Genomic DNA, 18,314 nt, shown 5'->3' on the forward strand with positions numbered 1-18,314 from the left:
GGGAAGGAGGCAGCCGCGCCCGATCAGTCGTCCGCCGGTGCGTCGTCCGTGGGCTCGATGCCGACTTCGATCTCGGCGGCGGCGGCCTTGTACTCGGGGATCTTCGCGCGCTCATCGAGCACGTCGTTCGTCAGTCGGTTGGCCGAGGCCGCGGCGAAGTGGGGCGTCGTCCAGATCGAGCCCTCCTTGATGTCCTCGGTGACCTGCGCCTCGACGGTGATCTCGCCCCGGCGCGAGCGGATCGTCACCTGCTCGCCGTCCTCGATGCCGTAGCGCTCGGCGTCGTTCGGGTGGATGTCGACGAAGTTCTCGGGGTGCTGGCGGTTGAGCGTCGGCGACCGGCGGCTCATCGTTCCCGTGTTGTAGTGTTCCTCCAGTCGGGCGGTGGTGAGGATCAGCGGGTACTCCTCGTCGGGCGTCTCGGCCGGCGGGGTGTGGCTCACCCCCTCGATGTGGCCCAGCCCGCTCTCGGTGTCGAAGTGCTCCTCGTAGAGGTACTGATCTCCCTCGTCGCCCTCCTCGTAGCAGGGCCACTGGATCCCCTCCTCGCCGAGCGCCTCGTAGGTCATCCCGTGGTAGCTCGGACACACGAGCCGAAGCTCCTCGAAGACCTCCTCGGGGTCCTCGAAGTCGAAGCCGCCGTCCTCGCCGAACAGCCGGGTTCCGATCTCGGAGACGATCTCGAGGTCGTGTTTCGTGTTTTCGTGGACTTTCGCGACGGGGCGCATCCGCTGAACCCGCCGGTCCGTGTTGGTGACCGTGCCGCCGCGCTCGGCCCACGTCGTCGCCGGCAGGATTACGTCGGCGTACTTCGCGGTCTCGGTCATGAAGATGTCCTGTGCGACGATGAACTCCAGTTCCTGGATCCGCTCTGCGACGTCGTTGGAATCGGGCTCGCTCATCACGGGGTTCTCGCCCATGACGTACAGCCCCTTGACCGACTCGCCGAACTCGTGGGAGATCTCAACGTTCGTCAGCCCCGGCTCCGCGGGCACGTCGAAGCCCCAGACCTCCTCGACGCTCTTCCTGGCTTCGTCGTCGTCAACCAGCTGGTAGCCGGGCAGGACGTTCGGCATCGCGCCGACGTCACAGGTCCCCTGAACGTTGTTCTGGCCACGAAGCGGGTTCACTCCCGTACCCGGCCGCCCGAGGTTGCCCGTGATCAGCGCGAGGTTGATCTCGTTTTGAACGTTGTCGACGCCGCAGGCGTGCTGGCTCATCCCCATTCCCGTGAAGATGGCGGCGCTGTCGGCGGAGGCGTACTTCTCGGCGGCGAGTTCGATGTCTTCGAGGGACACACCGCACTCCTCGGCTGCAGCCTCCTTGTCGAAACCATCGAGGGTCTCCTTTAAGTGGTCGAATCCCTCGGTGCGCTCCTCGATGAACGCCTCGTCGATCCACCCCTCCTCCGGGTTCTCCTCGTGCTTCTCCAAAATCGTCTTGATGACGACGTTCAACAGTGGAATGTCCGTTCCGGGTTCGACCTGCAGGTGCATGTGGCGGTCGGTCTCGTCGATCTTGAACGACCGCGTCGTCTTGTTGGCGTGGGGGTCGACCTGGATGACTGTCGCGCCCTCGAGCACCGCCTGCCGGAAGTAGACGCTATTGGCGATCGGGTGCTGTTCGCCGGGATTGGCCCCGTGGATCCAGAAGACGTCGGCCTCCTCGCGGAGGTCGGCCATGCTGTTGGTCATCGCGCCCGCGCCCAGACTCGTTCGTAGTGCCCAGACGGTCGAGGCGTGACACATCCGCGTGCAGTTGTCGACGTTGTTCGTCCCGTACCGGCGTGCGAGCTTCTGGAGGAGGTAGTTCTCCTCGTTCATCGTCTTCGACGACCCATAGAAGCCCATCGCGTCGGGGCCGTACTCCTCGCGGATGCGTTCCATCTCCGAGACGATCAGTTCGTAGGCCTCCTCCCAGGTGGCCTCGCGGAACTCCCCGTCCTCCTTGATCAGCGGGTCGGTAAGCCGGTCTTCGTGGTTTACGACCTGCGTCGCCGCGCCGCCCTTGATGCAGATCTTCCCCTCGTTGACCGGCGCCTCGCCCCACGGCATAAAGCGCATGTCGCCGGGTTCCTCGCCGGGGTTGACCTGAATGCCACAGCCGACGCCACAGTACGGACAGATCGTCTTGACCGGTTGTTGCTCCTCAGATGCCATCGTTCTTCCTCCCTCGGTAGTTGATCATCGATCGTGTAAAGGTGTACCATTCACTTAACGCCTGCGTGTGTCCCATCGAGTGATACGTAACGAAACACGGTTTCGGGGCGAACGTTGAGGGTATCCCCCCTCGAAACAGGACTATGACACTCACTCGCTCGGTAATCGAGGAGGAGGCGGCGGCCTACGTCGAAGAGGAACCGCTGTACCCGGTCGAACAGGAGGCGATCGAGACGTATCCGACGGCGTTCGCCGGGGGCGAGTTCGGCTTTCGCGACGCCGAGTGGGTCGTCCAGTGGTACTACCGGCGCTATCTCGGAGCATACCCCGACCGTGAACACCGCGAGGGCGAGGCGCGGTTCGGCGAGAACGAGCGCGGCGCGGTCCGCGAGGCCGTCATCGACGCCGCGAACGCCGCCGATCTCGCCGAACGGATCGAACGCCTGACCGAGTTGGAGGGCGTCGACGTCGGCGTCGCGAGCGCATTCCTCCAGTTCATCGATCCCGACCGCTATGTGGCCGTCGACGGGCGAACGTGGGGTGTGCTCTCCCGGGCTGGAGAACTCGCCGATTCGTACCCCGACTCGCTCTCGGTGGAGGAGTACCGCAGGTTCCTCGATACGTGTCGAGCGGTCGCCGAGGAACACGGCGTGGACTGCTGGACGCTCTACCGGGCGCTCTGGCGGTTGGGAACCGAGGAGTGAGAAATCAGCGCCAGAACGGACCGAGGGCGCGCACCCGCCTGTAGAGGTAGACCAGCGCGGCGGGGACGTTGACGACCCAGATCACCATGAGAAGCGGCCAGAGATACCGCCGCGGGCTCCAGTTGCCCGCCTCGCGGACGTACATCAGGTCGAAGTAGGTCACGACGGGCAACAGCGTCCACGCCAGAAGAATGAGTCCCCCGTGGGGATTCGCCAGCCAGACGAGTCCCCACGCGGCGAGACAGGCGACAATCGCGTAGACCCACCTGTGTGATCGGTCCGTCGTAGTCGACGCGGGGATGTCCAGAACGTATCGGCCACCGAGCCGTTGGACGGGAACCTCCGAGCCGTTGAGATCCGCGAAAGAGTCGGGCGAGAGATCGAGGCTCGCGAGCAGTCGGGCGAGCGGTGTCTCGACGGTGAACACTTCGGGCCACTCGGCGTACACCGTCGTCTCGCGCCCGGAATCGAGTCGGAGGTCGAGTGCCAGCGCCGCCGGCGTTCCGATCGCTTCGGGATAGGTATCGGGAACGTCGACGACCGAAATCCGCCGGGCGGCCGTCACCGCCCCGGTTGTCCGCGTCTCGCTCGCGGAGCCTTCCGTCCCCTCGACTTGCTGTAACGTCGCTTCGAGTTCGAGGAACTCCTCGGCCCGCCGGTCGTACTCGCTTCCGGAATCGATCTCCCCCACCAGCCGTTCGATCTCTCGGTCGACCTCCCCGGAATCCGACCTCTCCATACACGAACAGTTCCGGAGCCGTCGTGATAACTGTATGTGTCGTCAGGCGAAGGGCGTCTCGACGATCACCGTCTGCTCGCGGCCGGGGCCGACGCCGACGGCGTAAATCGGTGTGTCGAGTTCGTCGCTGATGTACTCGAGATAGGTACGGGCGTTCTCGGGGATCGCGTCGTAGCCCTCCGCTGCGACGGCTTCCCAGTCGGCCTCCGGCCAACCGTCGAACCGTCGGTAATTGACCTCACAGCGCGCCCACTGCTTGCTCGTCGGGGGCATCGTCAGGATCTCCTCGCCGTCGAGGTCGTAGGAGTGTCCGACCTCGACCTCGTCCATCCCCGCGAGCACGTCGATGTGGTTGATCGCGAGGCCGGTAAAGCCGCTGACGCGGGCGGCGTGGCGGATCATCGGCACGTCGAGCCAGCCGACGCGGCGCGGCCGGCCGGTGACGGTGCCGTACTCGCCGCCCTCGTCCCTGATCTCGGTCGCGAGGTCGGCCATCTCGGGGCGGCCGCCGTCCTCCGGCGTCTGACCCTCGACCGAACCGAGTTCGGTAGGCAACTCGCCGGTTCCCACGCGCGTGAGATACGCCTTGACGATCCCGATGACCTCGCCGCGCCCGACCACCGTCGGGCCGACGCCGGTGCCGGTCGCGGCGTAGCCCGCGGTGGGGTTCGAGGAGGTCACGTAGGGGTAGTCGCCGTGGTCGATGTCGATCGAGGTCCCCTGTGCGCCCTCGAACATGACGTTCTCGCCGGCCTCGATTCGCTCAGTGAGGAACCCGCCGGCGTTGACGGTCATCTCCTCCTCGGCGAGCCGTTCGCCGTAGCGGCGGTACTGTTCGTAGAGGCTCCCGATGTCGAAGGCCTCGTCGGTCGTGGCTCCGAAGACGTCCTCGGCGAGCGCGCGCTTTTGGGGAACGACGTATTCGAGTTTGGTTCGAAGCGAGTCGGGATCGAGCAGGTCGCCGATCCGGATCCCCCGACGGCCGATCTTGTCCTCGTAGGTCGGGCCGATTCCCCTGCCGGTGGTGCCGGCATCGAGGTCCGAGTCCTCTTTCGCCGTCTCCTCGATCCCGTCGAGGACCCGGTGATACGGCAGGATGACGTGAGCGCGTTCGGCGACTCGCACGTCGGGATCGAGCCCGCGCTCGCGAAGGCCGTCGATCTCCGCAAAGAGGGTCTCGGGGTTGACGACACAGCCGTTTCCGAGCACGCCGACCTTCCCACGGATCGCGCCGCTCGGAACGAGCGAGAGTTTGTACTCCTCCTCGCCGAACACGACGGTGTGGCCGGCGTTGTCCCCGCCCTGGTACCGTGCGACGACGTCTACCTCGTCGCCGTAGAGGTCGACGACGCCGCCCTTGCCCTCGTCGCCCAACTGGGAACCCACGATCGTTACGGTCATACCGGGGGGTTTCAGACCGACCTCCATACCGATTGCGATCCGTGCGGTCCCGATCGCAAGTGTTAATCAGCCCCGTGCCAATCGTTCGACCGACCTCGGCAACCCGGCGGGCCGACAGCAACTTTTAAAAGTACGAACGACAAGTTAACAAATGCCATGATAGACCGGCTTGAGAAAGAAGTCGATATGCTGGAACGACACCTTCAGGTCCTGAAGATGGTCATCGAGAACGAGCCCATCGGAATCGTGAAGATGTCGAACGAGACCGGCTACCCGCACCACAAAGTCCGCTACTCGCTTCGCGTCCTCGAAGAGGAGAACCTCATCGAGCCCTCCAGTCAAGGAGCGATCACTACCGAGCGAACCGAGGAGTTCGTCTCCGAACTCGACGGGAAACTCGACGAAACGATCGGCACGCTCGAAGGAATGAAGATCGACGGCATCGCCGAAGTCGAGAGTTAGAGTTCCGGAACGGCGACGCGTAACGTCCCGTCGTGCATCCCGACCAGACAGCGGTGATAGCCCGTGTGCCGCGATATCGTCACGTCGCTCCCGCGCGGGCCATCCCGAGTAGCTCCGAGCGGATCGCCTCCTCGGCTGTAGAGAGACGGTTCTAACACACACTTATTGAGTCAATTCGAAAACTGATCAAATCTTGCGCTCGGCGTCGTCGGCGAGTTCCGCCATGCGTTTTCCGATCCGGCCTGCACTCGAGAACTCGTCGTTGCTCATGGCGTTTGCGAGCGCGTTGCCGAGGACGAACACGGCGTGTTTGTGTTCGCTCTTGGATTTGTGGACGTGTGAGGGATCGACGTCGAGCTGGTCGTAGGGGCTAAAGAGGCTCTCGTCGACGTCCTCCTGGCGTTTGAAGTACTCCATGATGGTGACCATTTGATCGTGTAGCTCCAGAAGCTCGTCTTTGTGCATCGTACCTATCGGTATGGCGGTCGGCGTGTTAAGAATTTCCCGGGTCAGTTGATGACACGGGTAGTTTCTCGCGGCCGCCGCGTTGGGCCCGAGACTAGAAGACGTACTCGTCGTCGTGTCCCATCATCCCGTCGTCCTCGAGTGCGGGTTCGTCGTCCATCTGTGGTCCGCTCGTCTTGTAGGCTTTCAGCCCCGCCGAGAGCAGGTCCTCTATGGCCTCTTCACGGGTCGCGAACTCACCCTGATCGACCATCTGTGCGATCTGCATTTCGAGGTGCTCGGGGACGGTGATTTCTACTTTGGGCATCGGAATATCGGGGGGTTCGATAGAGGCGTATTTAACTCTGGCGGGATAAATCATGCCGGAATCGGAAAGGAAATCTCCGGATGGGAAAACATCGGTTCGCGGGCGGAGGATGTTCCGGCAAACATACGTACGTCGGTCGACTTCCTCCATCCATGAGTACGACCGACGTCACCGACCTCTACCGGGAGTTCGGCGACGAGCGTCTTCCGCCGGGTCAGCGCGAAACCGAGGCGTTTCCCGTCCTCTCAAAGGGCTCGGTCCCGACGCTCGACCCCGACTCCTGGGAGTTCACTGTCACGGGTGCCGTTAAGGACGACCTCGCCCTCTCGTGGGAGGAGTTCAGGGACCTCCCGCGGACGACCCAGAAGCAGGACTTTCACTGCGTGACCGGCTGGAGCAAGTTCGACTGTTCGTTCACTGGCGTGTCGTTCCCCACGCTCGCGGAACTGGCGGGCGTGAGCGAGGAGGCGGTCCACGTCATGTTCTCCGCGCTCGACGGCTACACGACGAACCTCCCGCTCGAGGACTGTATGCGCGATGAGGTGTTGTTCGCGTGGGAGTTCGACGGTGAGGTGCTCCCGAAGGAGCACGGCGGGCCGCTTCGCGTCGTAACGCCACACAAGTACGCATACAAGGGGGCGAAGTGGGTCGACGGGATCGAGTTCCTCACCGAACCGCAGCGGGGGTTCTGGGAGAAACGCGGGTATTCGAACACCGCCGACCCGTGGAACGAGGAGCGCTACAGCTGACCCGCACTCGGTCTCGGTCCTCGTAAAGGGGTGACGACGGTACGCACACACACCGGGTTTCCGGTGAAACGGGCGAGGAGGAGACCGGTGGGCGAGCGAACATACCGGGACATCGAACCGGACTTTCGGGTATCCTGTCGGATCCGGTGAACAAAATAGCTGGAAACAAATGACTAATTCGAGTATATAGAACTATATACGATACGTGCGTTACCGTCCATTGATTGATTCGTCGAATTAAATAACAGGCGATCTGTGATCGTCTTTCTCTCCAGTTGATCCAACGTGCGATGGGTGCCAGTCCCTCTTCACTGGTGTTTTCGATCCGATGAGGATCGATCAGCAGAGTGCGGGTCCCTCGTTTCGACTACGGATTCACGTCTCCCCTTCGGACAACCTTCGTTTCGTTTGGAGTACACCGTCCGTCTCACCGCGTTTCACCGGAAACCCGGTGTGTGTGTCCGACCGAAACGCAAGCGCTATTTCACCGGAAACGTGGTGTGGGTGTATGGTCGAGACGGACGAGTTGTTCATTCGCGATGACCCCATCTTTGTCAACAAGGAGTTGTTGGAGATCAACCACCTCCCCGAGGAGGGACGGATCGTCGGGCGCGACGAGGAGATCAAGTTACTGGCCAACGCGGTCAACCCGGCGATCTTCGGGCAGAGCCCGAGCAACATCCTCATCTACGGCAAGACCGGCACCGGCAAATCGCTGTGTGCGAAACACGTCTCCCAGCGGCTCGTCGACGCCGCGATGGGCGAGGGTGTCACCGCCGCCTTCGCGTACGTCGACTGCGCACAGGACACCACCGAGACGCAGGCGGTTCAGACGATCGCGAGCAGCTTCAACCGTCCCGAGCGCACGGAGATCAACGTCCCCGATAAGGGGATCAGCACCGCGACCTACTACAAGCGCCTCTGGCGCATCCTCGATGCGTGCTACGATGTCGTGCTCATCATCTTGGACGAGATCGACAAGCTCGCGGACGACGCGATCCTCATGCAGCTTTCGCGGGCGGGCGAAGCGGGCAAGCTCACCGACTGCAAGATCGGCGTCGTCGGGATCAGCAACAAGATCCGGTACAAAGACCGCATGGACGAGCGTGTCAAATCGAGCCTCTGTGAACGCGAGTTCGTCTTCCCACCCTACGACGCCTCCCAACTGGGCGAGATCATGGAGGCCCGTCGCGACGCCTTCCGCGAGGGAGTCCTCGACGGCGGCGTAATTCCCCGTGCGGCGGCGCTGGCCGCACGCGAACACGGCGACGCCCGCAAGGCGATCGACATCCTCCGGTACGCCGGCGAGATCGCCCAGTCTACGGGTGCCGAACGGGTGCAGGAGGGATTCGTCACCGACGCGAGAAAACGCGCCGAGACGGACCGCTTCCGGGAACTCATCCGCGGGTCGACGCCCCACTCGCGATACGTGCTCCACGCGCTGACGATTCTCTCGCTCAACGATTCGGGGGCCGACGGCTTTCGTACCACCGCGATCTACGATGTCTACGAGGAGATCTGCAGACAGGAGGGGACCGAAACCCTCTCCCTGCGGCGGGTCCGTGACCTCTTGAAGGAACACGCGTTTCTCGACATCATCGAGCAGTCCCGCCACAGCGGCGGCAGCGCCGAGGGCAGTTACACGAAACACCGGTTACTAGAGGACTCGACCGTGGTCCGGGACGTCCTCGTCGACGGGCAGTAGCGACTCGCGCGGACCGTCCGTTTCGGACAGCCGATCCGGAATTCACCGGATACCCGGTGTATTTCACCGGAAACATGGTGTCTTCCGCGGGATAGGTACGCTGAAGGGGACGGGACCCCGAGAACGGGTAATGACCGTCTCACACCGTGATAGTTCGGTGATCGCGGCTCCCGACGGCGAGGGTGGGACCCTCGTGAGCCGGGCCCGTGAACTGGCGGATCTCTCCTACCGTTCGTTTCTCGCCGCCCACGATCCCCCCCGGATCCACTGGGCCGCCCCCGATGGCCTCGAGATCGTCGGCGGCGGTGCGGCAGCCCGCCTTCGCGCCGCGGGTCCCGATCGGTTCGACGCCCTCCGTGAGGGTGCAGGTCGGCTGTTCTCCGCCCCGGACGCCGATCTCCCCTCGCCCGCCCGTCCGCGGGCGTTCGGCGGGTTCGCCTTCCATGCCGGCCACGAACCGGCCCCGCCGTGGGAGGGGTTTCCCGCCGCCGAGTTCGTCGTTCCCCGGGTTCAGCTCACGCGAACCGACGAGACGACATGGCTCACGGTCTCTCGATACGACCCCGACGCCGATTCCGAGGCGGTCGAAGCCGAACTCGACCGCGTCCGCTCGGCGCTCACGGCCCATCCGGCGATGCAGCCGAGCGCCGCCCCGCCCGGTATCGCCTCGACGACCCGCACCACTCCACGCGAGGAGTGGACCCGCCAGGTGCGTGCTGCGACCGACCGCATCGCCGCGGGCGACCTCCGCAAGGTCGTCCTCGCACAGGCACTCGAGGTCGAACTCGAGACCGCAATCGCGATTCCGGACGTGCTCGAACGCCTCCGGCGGACCTACCCCGAGTGCTATCGGTTCCTGATCGAACCCACTGAATCGGCGAGTTTCTTCGGCGCGCCACCCGAACGGTTGGTTTCGCTTTCAGGACGACAGGTCGAGACGGAGGCGCTCGCGGGGTCGGCCGCACGCGGGGAGAGCCCCGAGGAGGACCACGAGCTGATGACCTCGCTGCTCGAAAGCGAGAAGATCCAGCACGAACAGGGTGTGGTTGTCGACACCATTCGCGAGCAGCTCGAACCACTGGGGGAGGTCCGCGTCGCAGAACAGACCGTCCGGAAGCTCGCGACGATCCAGCACCTCCGGACCCCCATCAGAGCCGAACTCACGGACGACGAGCACGTCCTTTCGATCGTCGAGGCGCTCCACCCCACGCCCGCGGTCGGTGGCCTCCCACCGGAAGAGGCATGGGAGACGATCCGCGGGACCGAGACGTTCGAGCGGGGCTGGTATGCCGCCCCTGTCGGGTGGTTCGATGCCGACGGGAACGGCGAGTTCGCGGTCGCGATCCGCTCGGGGGTCGCGAGCGACGACCTCGTTACCCTGTTTGCGGGCAACGGGATCGTCGCCGATTCGGATCCCGACGAGGAGTGGGAGGAAGTACAGCTGAAATACCGTGCGATCCTCGACGCGCTCGCCGCCGAATGAGCGCACCGAACCGCGCGACACTGTGGGGCCGGGTCGTCGTCGACGAACTCCACAAGGCGGGAGTCGAGGACGTCTGTCTCGCACCGGGCAGCCGGTCGACACCGCTGACGGTGGCTTTCGCCACTCACGACTCCATTACGGTCCACTCGCATCTCGACGAGCACTCGGCGGCCTTCTACGCCCTCGGGCGCGCGAAGCGAACGGGAGAACCGACGCCGCTGGTCTGCACCTCCGGGACCGCCGCCGCGAACTTCCACCCCGCGGTGATCGAGGCCTCCCAGTCACGGGTTCCGATGCTCGTTCTCACCGCGGATCGACCCGCCGAGCTACGTGACTCGGGTGCAAACCAGACGATCGACCAGGCGAAGCTCTACGGCGACTCCGTCCGGTGGTACCGTGAACTCCCCGAACCCGCCCCCGAGGCCCGCCGGCTCCGCTCGCTTCGAACCACTGTCTGCCGGGCGCTCGCCGAGAGTACGGGCACGCCGGCGGGACCGGTCCACCTGAACGCCCCGTTCGCCAAACCGCTCGAACCCATCGAGGTTGAGGACGACGTACCCGCGGACCTCGCCGACCGCCATCCGCTTGCCGCCGAGGGACGAAATGGACCGTTCGTCGCGGTCACGCCGGGCCGCCAGACGCTTTCCGAGACCGACCGCCGGCGGTTGAGCGAGGCGATCGAAGACGCCGAGCGCGGCCTGATCGTTACCGGCCCCTCCGACCGTCTCGACGGTAAGGCGATCCGAGCGCTCGCCAGTGCGACCGGATTTCCGATCCTCGCCGACCCTCTCTCGGGGGTGCGCTTCGGTCCCGGCGAGGCCACGGTCTGCGGTGGCTACGACTCGTGGCTCGCCGCTGTCGACCCGCTCGACCCCGATCTGGTGCTTCGGCTCGGGGCCTCGCCGACTTCCAAGACGCTCCGCGAGTACCTTCGAGACGCCGACGCCCGGCAGGTCCTCGTCGATCCCGCGGGGGAGTGGCACGAAGCGACGTTCACGGCGACGGACCTCGTCGCCGCGGACGGAACCGAATTCGCTCGCGCGCTCGCCGCGGATCTCGACTCCCCGGAACCCGGCGCGTGGCGAGCACGGTTCGCGGAGGTCGAGGAACGGTACTGGAGTCTGATCGACGGGGAAACGGATCGCATCTTCGAGGGTGCGGTCCTCGAACGCGTCTTCCGGAAGGCGCCCGATCCCGCGACGGTGTTCGTCTCGAACTCAATGCCGGTCCGGGACGCCGACCGCTTCGGCCGGCCCCGCGAGGCAGATCTCACCGTCCTCGGGAATCGCGGCGCCAGCGGGATCGACGGGATCACGAGCAGTGCGCTCGGAGCGGGCAGCGCCACCGACGACCCGCTCGTTCTCGTCACCGGCGATCTCGCGTACTATCACGATATGAACGGCCTGCTCGCGCTCTCGCGGTGTGGGGTCGACGCCACGGTCGTCCTCATCAACAACGACGGCGGCGGTATCTTCCACATGCTGCCCATCGAGGGGTTCGACCCGCCGTTTACCGGCCAGTTCAAGACGCCCCACGGACTCGACTTCGCGCCGACTGCCGACCTCTACGGGTTCGAGTTCGTTCGAACCGACTCGCTTGCGGGGTTCGAGGACGCCTACGAGGGTTCGCTTTCGAGTCCGGGGACGCATGTCATCGAAGTCGTCGTCGACGGCGAGGCGAGCCACCGCCGGCGCGAGGAAATCCACGAGCGGGTTCGCGAGCGCCTCGGATGACGGGCGCTTTTGGCGGCTGGTCGCGTACCGGCGCGCATGGTTTCCGAGATTTTCGATCCCGAGCGCTGGGACCCCGTCGAAAACGACTTCGACGACGTCACCTACCACCGCGCGCACGAGGCAGGGGCGGTCCGGATCGCCTTCGACCGTCCCGAACTGCGTAACGCCTTCCGGCCCGGCACCGTCGACGAACTCTATCGCGCGCTGGATCACGCCCGCAAGCAGACCGACGTGGGCTGTGTCCTCCTGACCGGCAACGGTCCTTCCTCGAAAGACGGCGGCTGGGCCTTTTGTTCCGGCGGCGACCAGTCGGTTCGGGGCGGCTCGGGCTACGAGTACCGCGGCGACGACGAGGCCGACACCGCGGATTCGGCCGACGTCCGCGAGGCGAAGGCAGGACGGCTCCACATCCTCGAAGTCCAGCGCCTCATCCGCTTCATGCCCAAACCCGTGATCGCAGTCGTCCCGGGCTGGGCGGTCGGGGGCGGCCACTCCCTGCACGTCATCTGTGACATGACACTCGCGAGCGAGGAGCACGCGAAGTTCCTCCAGACCGACCCCGACGTAGCGAGTTTCGACGCCGGATTCGGCTCCGCCTACTTAGCCCGGCAGGTCGGCCAGAAGAAGGCCCGCGAGATATTCTTCCTCGGGAAGACCTACTCCGCCGAAGAAGCCGTGGAGATGGGGATGGCGAATGAGGCGGTCACCCACGAAGAGTTGGAGAATGTCGCTCTCGAATGGGCCGAGGCGATCACCTCGAAGAGTCCGACCGCGATCCGCATGCTCAAGTTCGGGTTCAACGCCGTCGACGACGGGATGGTTGGCCAGCAGGTCTTCGCCGGCGAGGCGACCCGACTGGGGTACATGACCGACGAGGCCCAGGAGGGTCGCGACGCCTTCCTCGAGAAGCGTGACCCCGACTTCGATGAGTACCCGTGGCACTACTGAGTCACTCGGACTCGGCGGTCGGATCCCACCCGACGAATTCCTCTTCGAGTTCGACGCCAAGCGCATCGATGATCCCCCCGAGGGCGGTATAGCCCTCCGCGAGCGCCGCGACCCCGACTACCGCCGACTCGTCGTAGTGGTCGGTGATGGCGTCGTGGTCCCGGTCTTCGACCTCCCCGCCGACGACCGCGAGCGCGTAGCGAAGCAGGGTCGCCTCCTCGTCGTCGAGGTCGTCGAACTCACCCCTCGAAACCGCGGCGATGGTTCCGTCGTCAATCCCGACGCCGCGGGCGATGTTCACGTGCTGGTGGAACTCGTACTCGTTTCCGATTTCGCGTGTCACCGAGAGGATCACGAGCTCCCGGCGGCGGTCGCTGAGGCCGCTGTCGCTCCAGAGCGAGGAGAGGAAGCCCTGCAGGCCGGCGAGCACTTCCGGATTGTTGCCGAGCGCGCGGTAGACGTGTAGCGGGCGGTCCTGCAGCGAGGAGACGAGCAGGTCGCGGTGTTCTTTGGGGACGTCCTCGCGTTCGACGTAGGGTACGCGGGCCATGCGGACCGTTCGACCCGCGACGGGTTAGGTGTACGTGCCCCGATCCTGAAACCGACGCTACCCGGATCGGAGCCACGAACGGACGCCGAGGACGACGGCGAGAGCGGCGAAGGCGGCGCCGAGCAGCCACTTCGGTGATCCCATCGGCGCGCCCCACGAACCGCTCGGGCCGACGACGATCGCGAACAGGAACACCGCCAGTCCAACCAGAAACACCGTCAGCGCTACTGGCGACGACCGCGCCTCCGCGAGCGTGTATTTCATACGTGGTATTTGTTCTCAAATGACAAATAGTTTCCCCGGTAGCGGGACGAACCACAGGCGCTATGCGCCGCCCGTCCCATCTCCCGAGCAATGAGTACGGTCGATGTCTCCCGACGGCAGGCGTGGCTGATGGCCGCCCGTCCGCAGACGCTTCCGGTGGCCGCAGCACCGATTCTCGTCGGGGTCGGACTCGCGTTCGAGGACGGCGTATTTTCCCTTCTACCGGCGCTCGCGGCGTTCGTGGGTGCGACGCTGATCCAGATCGGGACGAACTTCGCGAACGACTACTACGACGCGATCAAGGGCGCCGACACCGACGACCGGGAGGGATTTACCCGCGTCACTCAGTCGGGCCTAATCGAGCCCGGCGAGGTCAAACGAGCGATGGTCCTCACCTTCGCGCTCGCGATCCTCGTGGGAACGTACCTCGTCTACGTCGGTGGCGTCCCGATCCTCGTCGTCGGCCTCGCGAGCGTCGCCTCGGGGATCGCCTACACCGGTGGCCCCTACCCCTACGGCTACCGCGGGCTCGGCGACCTCTTCGTGTTCGTCTTCTTCGGGCTGGTCGCCGTCACCGGGACCTACTACGTGCAGGCTGCCGCCGTCCTCGCCGGGCCGTTCCCGCTCTGGCTCCCCCCCGGGACGGTCACCGTCGAGGCGGTCGTCGCCAGCCTCCCCGTCGCCGCGCTCGCGACCACGATCCTCGTGGTCAACAACGTCCGGGACCGCGAGACCGATCGCGAGACCGGCAAGCGCACCCTCGCGGTGATGCTCGGCTACCGATTCAGCAGGGCCGAGTACGCCGCGCTGTTTGCACTCGCGTATCTCACGCCGCTGTGGTTCCTCGCGACGGACTTCGGCCTTCCCATTCTTCTCCCGTATCTTACCGTCCCCTACGCGGCACTGTTGGTTCGGACGCTGTTCACGGAGACCTCCGGCGAGGCGTTGAATCCGGCGCTCGAACAGACGGGAAAACTGCTTGCGGCCTTCGCCGCGCTCTTCGCGATCGGGTTGGTGATCGGATGAGGCTCGAAGAGTTCTCCCTGCCCCTCGAAACGCCGCTCTCGACCGCGTCAGGAGAGATCGCTCGTCGGGAGGGGTTCGCGGTCCGGATCGACGACGGCGTCGGGGAGGCTACCCCGCTCCCGGGCTGGACCGAATCGCTCGAGGAATGCCGGGAAGCCCTCGCCGGAATCGATGATCCGGAAGCCGTCATCGGGAACCTCGAGGACCGCCCGGCCGCACGCCACGGCCTCTCGCTCTCGCTCGCGGATCGCGACGCCCGTGACGAGGGGGTTTCGCTCTCCCGCCTGCTGGGCGACGGTCGGGCCGAGACCGTAGCGGTCAACGCGACGGTCGGCGACGCCTCCCCAGAGGAGAGCGCCAACGCGGCCCGAGAGGCCGTCGAGAACGGCTTCGAAACCGTCAAATGCAAGGTCGGCGCGCGGTCCGTAGTCGAAGACGTCGAACGAGTTCGCGTGATCCGCGAGGCGGTCGGTTCCGGGCCCGCGATACGTCTCGACGCAAACGGCGGGTGGAGTCGCGAAGAGGCCGCTCGTGCGCTCGACGAACTGGCCGAGTACGATCTCGAGTACGTCGAACAGCCCCTCGTAGCCGACGATCTCGCGGGCCACCGCGAGCTTTCCTCGCCGGTGCCGATCGCACTGGACGAGTCGCTCGCCGGGCGCACGGTGGCGAAGATCGAGGCGCTCGCAGACGTCGCCGACACTTTCGTCCTGAAGCCGATGGCGCTCGGCGGGATCGATCGGGTCGTCGAACTGGGCCGGCGACTCGGGGACGTGGTCGTCACGACGACGATCGACGCCGTGATCGCCCGCACGGCGGCAGTCCACGCCGCCGCGGCACTCGACCTCGAGCGCGCCTGCGGGCTCGCAACGGCGGATATGCTCGCCGAGGACCTCGCGCCCGACCCCGCGCCGGTCCGCGACGGGACGATCCCGGTTCCGACGGGGCCGGGACTCGGGACCGACGGCCCGTGGGCTGGGGGTGCGTTCGATGCGTGACCCGGTTTCGTACCAGCGCCACGCGGTTCCCGACTCGACCGCGGTGATCGACGCCGAGTCGGGCAATAAGTGGACCTATGCCGACCTCGACCGGGCGGTCGAGTGGCGTGCAGGTCGACTGTGGTCGCTCGGTCTGCGGCCGGGCGATCAACTCGGCGTGCTCGCGGACACTGCCCCCGAGTTCGTCCGCCTCGTCCACGCGGCATGGCGGATCGGCGTGGTACTGATCCCGTTTAACACCCGTCTCTCCGAGTCGGGGCTTCGAGAGCAGGTTCAGAGGGTCGACCTCGCGGCGCTCGTCGCCGGAGAACCCCACGCGAAACGGGCACGGACGGTCGCTACTGCCCCCGTTCGGTCGCTTTCGACGCTCGACGATGAACCGGTCGCCGAGTTCGTCGCCGAGGAGCAATTGCTCGACAGGCCCCGGACGATGCTCTTCACCTCGGGGACGACCGGCGAGCCCAAGGCGGTCGTCCTCACGGGTCGAAACCTCCTTTCCAGTGCCGTCGCCTCGGCGTTTCGTCTCGGCGTACTCCCGACGGATCGCTGGTACGACCCGCTTGCGGGCTACCACATGGGCGGACTCGCGCCGATCGTCCGCTCGGCGATCTACGGGACCTGCGTCGTCCTCGCTGGAAGAGGCGGGTTCGACGCGGAGCGGGCGCTCGCCGACCTCCACGAACGCGACGCCACGGGCGTCTCCGTGGTGCCGACGATGCTCTCTCGACTGCTCGACTCGGGCGATCTCCCCGAATCGCTCCGGTTCGTCCTCACGGGGGGTGCGCCGACTCGGCCGGAACTGATCGCCCGATGCGAGCGCCGCGGGGTCCCGATCCACCCGACTTACGGGATGACCGAGACGGCCTCGCAGGTCGCGACCGCCCGGCCCGAGGAGGCCTTCGCGAACCCCGAGCGGGCCGGACGACCGCTCGCCTGTACCCGCATTCGAGCGATCGACGGGAACGAACCGCTTCCGACGGGTGAACCCGGCGAGCTCGTCGTCTCGGGGCCGACAGTAATGCAAGGGTACCACGACGACCCGGAGACGAACGAGCGGGTTTTCGGGCCACACGGCTTTCACACCGGCGATCTCGGAAGCGTCGATCCCGACGGCTCGGTCCGGGTGCTCGGCCGGATCGACGACGCGATCATCACCGGCGGCGAGAACGTCCACCCTGCCGAGGTCGCCCGTGTCCTGCGTTCTCATCCTCGGGTCGAGGACTGCGCAGTCGTCGGCCTGCCCGACCCCGAGTGGGGCGAGCGCGTCTGTGCGCTGGTCGTCGGGGAGGCGAGCGCCGCGGAGGTTCAGGAGTTCTGCGAGGGTCGACTCGCGGAGTATAAGCACCCGAAGACGGTCGCCGTTTCCGACGAACTGCCCCGCACGGCGTCGGGAACCGTCGACCGCGGGGCCGTCCGCGAGATCCTCTCGGAGCGCTCAGAGCGCCCCGAGTAGCGCCTCGATATCGGCCTCGGTGTTGATCGCGTGGACTGACGCGCGGATCGACTCGCCACCGGGAAGCGTCCGCACTCGAACCCCGCTCTCGGCGAGTCGTCCGACGGTTTCCTCGGGATTTCCGTCGGCGAACGTTACCAACCCGCTCTTGTACTCCCGAGGGCTCAACAAACGCTCCTCGCCGAGCCCCGCCTTGAGCCGGTCGGTCAACTCGGCGATCCGGGACTCGATCCGGTCGTAGCCCAGTTCGTCCATCGTGCGGATGGCCTCGACGAGCGCGGCGTAGGACGCGGGGTTGGTCGTGCCGATCTCCAGACGGCGCGCGCCCTCGTGGAAAGCGTATTCGTCGGCGTCGGGTTCGGCCACGCTGCGATAGCCCACCGAGCGCGGTTCGAGATCCGCGAGAAATTCGGGCGAGACGGCGAGGAAACCGGCACCCCACGTTCCGAGTAGCCACTTGTGTCCGGCGGCCGCGACCGCGTCCGCGCCCCACGCCTCGACGTCGAGATCGGCCTGTCCCGGCATCTGGACGGCGTCGACCAGCACCCGCGCGCCGGCGTCGTGGGCGATCTCGACCAACTCGCGCACGGGCAGGCGCGTCCCGTGGGTCCACGTGAGCGCGCTGAAACAGACCAGCCGAGCGTCAGAAACCGCCTCGGCGTACTCGTCGGGGTCTATTCTCCCGTCGTGTGTCTCGAGGACTCGAATTTCGAGGTCGTGGAGGTCCGCGAGGCGCTGCCACGGCAGGATTCCGGCCGAGTGTTCGAGGTCCGTCCGGACCACGACGTCCCCGGGCTCGAAGTCGACCGCGCTCGCGATCCGGTTGATTCCGTCGGTCGTGCTCTGGGTCAGTGCCACCCGTCGCTCGTCGGTGTTCAGCAGGTCCGCGACCGCCTCGCGGGCGTCCGTGTAGACCGCGTCCGCGGCGGCGTACATCCCCTCCTCGTTCGGCGATTCGTACTCGTGGTGTTCGAGGAATCCGGTCGCAGCCTCGACCACGCGGCGCGGGCTGGGGCCGCTCGCGCCGGTGTTGAGGTAGGTACAGTTCTCGAAACCGGGCGTCTCGGCGCGGAGTTCCTCGGGGGTCATGGGCCGGCCTACGGGCAGGCGACTCATGACCCTCCCGGTCGCGGACGGTCAACGTTAAAGGCGTCGGGCGGCGTTGTTT

At 65.9% G+C, this 18,314-nt stretch carries 18 protein-coding genes; 10 read left to right on the forward strand and 8 right to left on the reverse strand.

All coding sequences use genetic code 11. The features are described from left to right. Nucleotides 1-23 precede the first annotated feature (23 nt). Entirely contained in the window at nt 24-2,159 is a 2,136-nt protein-coding gene (gene fdhF / locus HAPAU_RS09255) for a formate dehydrogenase subunit alpha (protein ID WP_066381841.1), read from the reverse strand. Nucleotides 2,160-2,302: 143 nt separating this feature from the next. Here fdhF and HAPAU_RS09260 point away from each other — a divergent pair, with 143 nt between their 5' ends. Next, a complete protein-coding gene (locus tag HAPAU_RS09260; RefSeq protein WP_066381843.1) occupies nt 2,303-2,863 on the forward strand; it encodes a hypothetical protein in 561 nt (186 codons plus the stop codon). Nucleotides 2,864-2,867: 4 nt separating this feature from the next. Here the strand turns inward: HAPAU_RS09260 and HAPAU_RS09265 are convergent, their stop codons facing one another. Both HAPAU_RS09265 and HAPAU_RS09270 read right to left on the reverse strand, forming a co-directional pair. Further along, nucleotides 2,868-3,602, reverse strand: a complete 735-nt coding sequence (locus HAPAU_RS09265; RefSeq protein WP_066381847.1) for a hypothetical protein — start codon at nt 3,600-3,602, stop codon at nt 2,868-2,870. Between the two features lie 42 nt (nt 3,603-3,644). Further along, nucleotides 3,645-5,003 (reverse strand): adenylosuccinate synthase, encoded by a 1,359-nt coding sequence (locus HAPAU_RS09270; RefSeq protein WP_066381989.1) that lies wholly within the window; start codon nt 5,001-5,003, stop codon nt 3,645-3,647. A 156-nt stretch (nt 5,004-5,159) separates the two neighbouring features. Here HAPAU_RS09270 and HAPAU_RS09275 point away from each other — a divergent pair, with 156 nt between their 5' ends. Then, nucleotides 5,160-5,465 (forward strand): hypothetical protein, encoded by a 306-nt coding sequence (locus tag HAPAU_RS09275; protein ID WP_066381849.1) that lies wholly within the window; start codon nt 5,160-5,162, stop codon nt 5,463-5,465. A gap of 186 nt (nt 5,466-5,651) precedes the next feature. Here HAPAU_RS09275 and HAPAU_RS09280 read toward each other — a convergent pair whose 3' ends face one another. Both HAPAU_RS09280 and HAPAU_RS09285 read right to left on the reverse strand, forming a co-directional pair. Further along, on the reverse strand, nt 5,652-5,930 hold the full coding sequence (locus tag HAPAU_RS09280) for a UPF0058 family protein (protein ID WP_066381851.1): 279 nt from the start codon (nt 5,928-5,930) through the stop codon (nt 5,652-5,654). Between the two features lie 94 nt (nt 5,931-6,024). After that, the gene (locus HAPAU_RS09285) at nt 6,025-6,237 is read right to left on the reverse strand and encodes a ribbon-helix-helix domain-containing protein (RefSeq protein WP_066381853.1); all 213 of its coding nucleotides are present in this window, start codon (nt 6,235-6,237) and stop codon (nt 6,025-6,027) included. A 152-nt stretch (nt 6,238-6,389) separates the two neighbouring features. Between HAPAU_RS09285 and HAPAU_RS09290 the strand changes: the two genes are divergently transcribed. From HAPAU_RS09290 to HAPAU_RS09310, 5 genes are all read left to right on the forward strand, one after another. Further along, a complete protein-coding gene (locus HAPAU_RS09290) occupies nt 6,390-6,986 on the forward strand; it encodes a sulfite oxidase-like oxidoreductase (protein WP_066381854.1) in 597 nt (198 codons plus the stop codon). Nucleotides 6,987-7,494: 508 nt separating this feature from the next. Next, nucleotides 7,495-8,691, forward strand: coding sequence for a Cdc6/Cdc18 family protein (locus HAPAU_RS09295; RefSeq protein ID WP_066381856.1), 1,197 nt, complete (start codon nt 7,495-7,497; stop codon nt 8,689-8,691). 130 nt (nt 8,692-8,821) lie between these two features. Next, nucleotides 8,822-10,174: an isochorismate synthase gene (locus HAPAU_RS09300; RefSeq protein WP_066381857.1), complete on the forward strand. Its 1,353-nt coding sequence runs from the start codon at nt 8,822-8,824 to the stop codon at nt 10,172-10,174. Beyond that, nucleotides 10,171-11,907 carry a 2-succinyl-5-enolpyruvyl-6-hydroxy-3-cyclohexene-1-carboxylic-acid synthase gene (menD, locus tag HAPAU_RS09305; protein ID WP_066381858.1) on the forward strand — a complete coding sequence of 579 codons (1,737 nt, stop codon included), beginning with the start codon at nt 10,171-10,173 and terminating at the stop codon, nt 11,905-11,907. Before HAPAU_RS09300 ends, menD begins: the two co-directional genes overlap by 4 nt. Before the next feature lie 36 nt (nt 11,908-11,943). Then, entirely contained in the window at nt 11,944-12,855 is a 912-nt protein-coding gene (locus tag HAPAU_RS09310) for a 1,4-dihydroxy-2-naphthoyl-CoA synthase (protein ID WP_066381860.1), read from the forward strand. Nucleotide 12,856: 1 nt separating this feature from the next. Here HAPAU_RS09310 and HAPAU_RS09315 read toward each other — a convergent pair whose 3' ends face one another. Beyond that, on the reverse strand, nt 12,857-13,405 hold the full coding sequence (locus HAPAU_RS09315) for a carboxymuconolactone decarboxylase family protein (protein WP_066381863.1): 549 nt from the start codon (nt 13,403-13,405) through the stop codon (nt 12,857-12,859). 57 nt (nt 13,406-13,462) lie between these two features. Continuing rightward, nucleotides 13,463-13,669, reverse strand: coding sequence for a hypothetical protein (locus HAPAU_RS09320; protein ID WP_066381864.1), 207 nt, complete (start codon nt 13,667-13,669; stop codon nt 13,463-13,465). 90 nt (nt 13,670-13,759) lie between these two features. Between HAPAU_RS09320 and HAPAU_RS09325 the strand changes: the two genes are divergently transcribed. Genes HAPAU_RS09325 through HAPAU_RS09335 form a run of 3 tightly spaced genes read left to right on the forward strand, consistent with a single transcriptional unit; the run spans nt 13,760 to nt 17,146 of the window. Continuing rightward, nucleotides 13,760-14,695: a 1,4-dihydroxy-2-naphthoate polyprenyltransferase gene (locus tag HAPAU_RS09325; RefSeq protein WP_066381869.1), complete on the forward strand. Its 936-nt coding sequence runs from the start codon at nt 13,760-13,762 to the stop codon at nt 14,693-14,695. Then, nucleotides 14,692-15,693, forward strand: a complete 1,002-nt coding sequence (locus HAPAU_RS09330; RefSeq protein ID WP_066381871.1) for a mandelate racemase/muconate lactonizing enzyme family protein — start codon at nt 14,692-14,694, stop codon at nt 15,691-15,693. Before HAPAU_RS09325 ends, HAPAU_RS09330 begins: the two co-directional genes overlap by 4 nt. Beyond that, nucleotides 15,686-17,146 (forward strand): class I adenylate-forming enzyme family protein, encoded by a 1,461-nt coding sequence (locus HAPAU_RS09335; RefSeq protein ID WP_066381873.1) that lies wholly within the window; start codon nt 15,686-15,688, stop codon nt 17,144-17,146. The genes HAPAU_RS09330 and HAPAU_RS09335 overlap by 8 nt, the downstream gene beginning before the upstream one ends. On the opposite strand, the gene HAPAU_RS09340 is transcribed toward HAPAU_RS09335, so the two are convergent. Next, nucleotides 17,129-18,235, reverse strand: coding sequence for an aminotransferase class V-fold PLP-dependent enzyme (locus HAPAU_RS09340; RefSeq protein WP_084383686.1), 1,107 nt, complete (start codon nt 18,233-18,235; stop codon nt 17,129-17,131). The two genes, HAPAU_RS09335 and HAPAU_RS09340, sit on opposite strands and share 18 nt — an antisense overlap. Nucleotides 18,236-18,314 lie beyond the last annotated feature (79 nt).

Origin of the sequence: Halalkalicoccus paucihalophilus, from assembly GCF_001593955.1 — an archaeon.
Taxonomy (GTDB): Archaea; Halobacteriota; Halobacteria; order Halobacteriales; family Halalkalicoccaceae; genus Halalkalicoccus; species Halalkalicoccus paucihalophilus.

What these genes read in the sequence shown, in the direction of transcription:
- fdhF (WP_066381841.1), bottom strand. Translation starts at nt 2,159, where the DNA reads ATGGCATCTGAGGAGCAACAACCGGTCAAGACGATCTGTCCGTACTGT.
- HAPAU_RS09260 (WP_066381843.1), top strand. Translation starts at nt 2,303, where the DNA reads ATGACACTCACTCGCTCGGTAATCGAGGAGGAGGCGGCGGCCTACGTC.
- HAPAU_RS09265 (WP_066381847.1), bottom strand. Translation starts at nt 3,602, where the DNA reads ATGGAGAGGTCGGATTCCGGGGAGGTCGACCGAGAGATCGAACGGCTG.
- HAPAU_RS09270 (WP_066381989.1), bottom strand. Translation starts at nt 5,003, where the DNA reads ATGACCGTAACGATCGTGGGTTCCCAGTTGGGCGACGAGGGCAAGGGC.
- HAPAU_RS09275 (WP_066381849.1), top strand. Translation starts at nt 5,160, where the DNA reads ATGATAGACCGGCTTGAGAAAGAAGTCGATATGCTGGAACGACACCTT.
- HAPAU_RS09280 (WP_066381851.1), bottom strand. Translation starts at nt 5,930, where the DNA reads ATGCACAAAGACGAGCTTCTGGAGCTACACGATCAAATGGTCACCATC.
- HAPAU_RS09285 (WP_066381853.1), bottom strand. Translation starts at nt 6,237, where the DNA reads ATGCCCAAAGTAGAAATCACCGTCCCCGAGCACCTCGAAATGCAGATC.
- HAPAU_RS09290 (WP_066381854.1), top strand. Translation starts at nt 6,390, where the DNA reads ATGAGTACGACCGACGTCACCGACCTCTACCGGGAGTTCGGCGACGAG.
- HAPAU_RS09295 (WP_066381856.1), top strand. Translation starts at nt 7,495, where the DNA reads ATGGTCGAGACGGACGAGTTGTTCATTCGCGATGACCCCATCTTTGTC.
- HAPAU_RS09300 (WP_066381857.1), top strand. Translation starts at nt 8,822, where the DNA reads ATGACCGTCTCACACCGTGATAGTTCGGTGATCGCGGCTCCCGACGGC.
- menD (WP_066381858.1), top strand. Translation starts at nt 10,171, where the DNA reads ATGAGCGCACCGAACCGCGCGACACTGTGGGGCCGGGTCGTCGTCGAC.
- HAPAU_RS09310 (WP_066381860.1), top strand. Translation starts at nt 11,944, where the DNA reads ATGGTTTCCGAGATTTTCGATCCCGAGCGCTGGGACCCCGTCGAAAAC.
- HAPAU_RS09315 (WP_066381863.1), bottom strand. Translation starts at nt 13,405, where the DNA reads ATGGCCCGCGTACCCTACGTCGAACGCGAGGACGTCCCCAAAGAACAC.
- HAPAU_RS09320 (WP_066381864.1), bottom strand. Translation starts at nt 13,669, where the DNA reads ATGAAATACACGCTCGCGGAGGCGCGGTCGTCGCCAGTAGCGCTGACG.
- HAPAU_RS09325 (WP_066381869.1), top strand. Translation starts at nt 13,760, where the DNA reads ATGAGTACGGTCGATGTCTCCCGACGGCAGGCGTGGCTGATGGCCGCC.
- HAPAU_RS09330 (WP_066381871.1), top strand. Translation starts at nt 14,692, where the DNA reads ATGAGGCTCGAAGAGTTCTCCCTGCCCCTCGAAACGCCGCTCTCGACC.
- HAPAU_RS09335 (WP_066381873.1), top strand. Translation starts at nt 15,686, where the DNA reads ATGCGTGACCCGGTTTCGTACCAGCGCCACGCGGTTCCCGACTCGACC.
- HAPAU_RS09340 (WP_084383686.1), bottom strand. Translation starts at nt 18,235, where the DNA reads ATGACCCCCGAGGAACTCCGCGCCGAGACGCCCGGTTTCGAGAACTGT.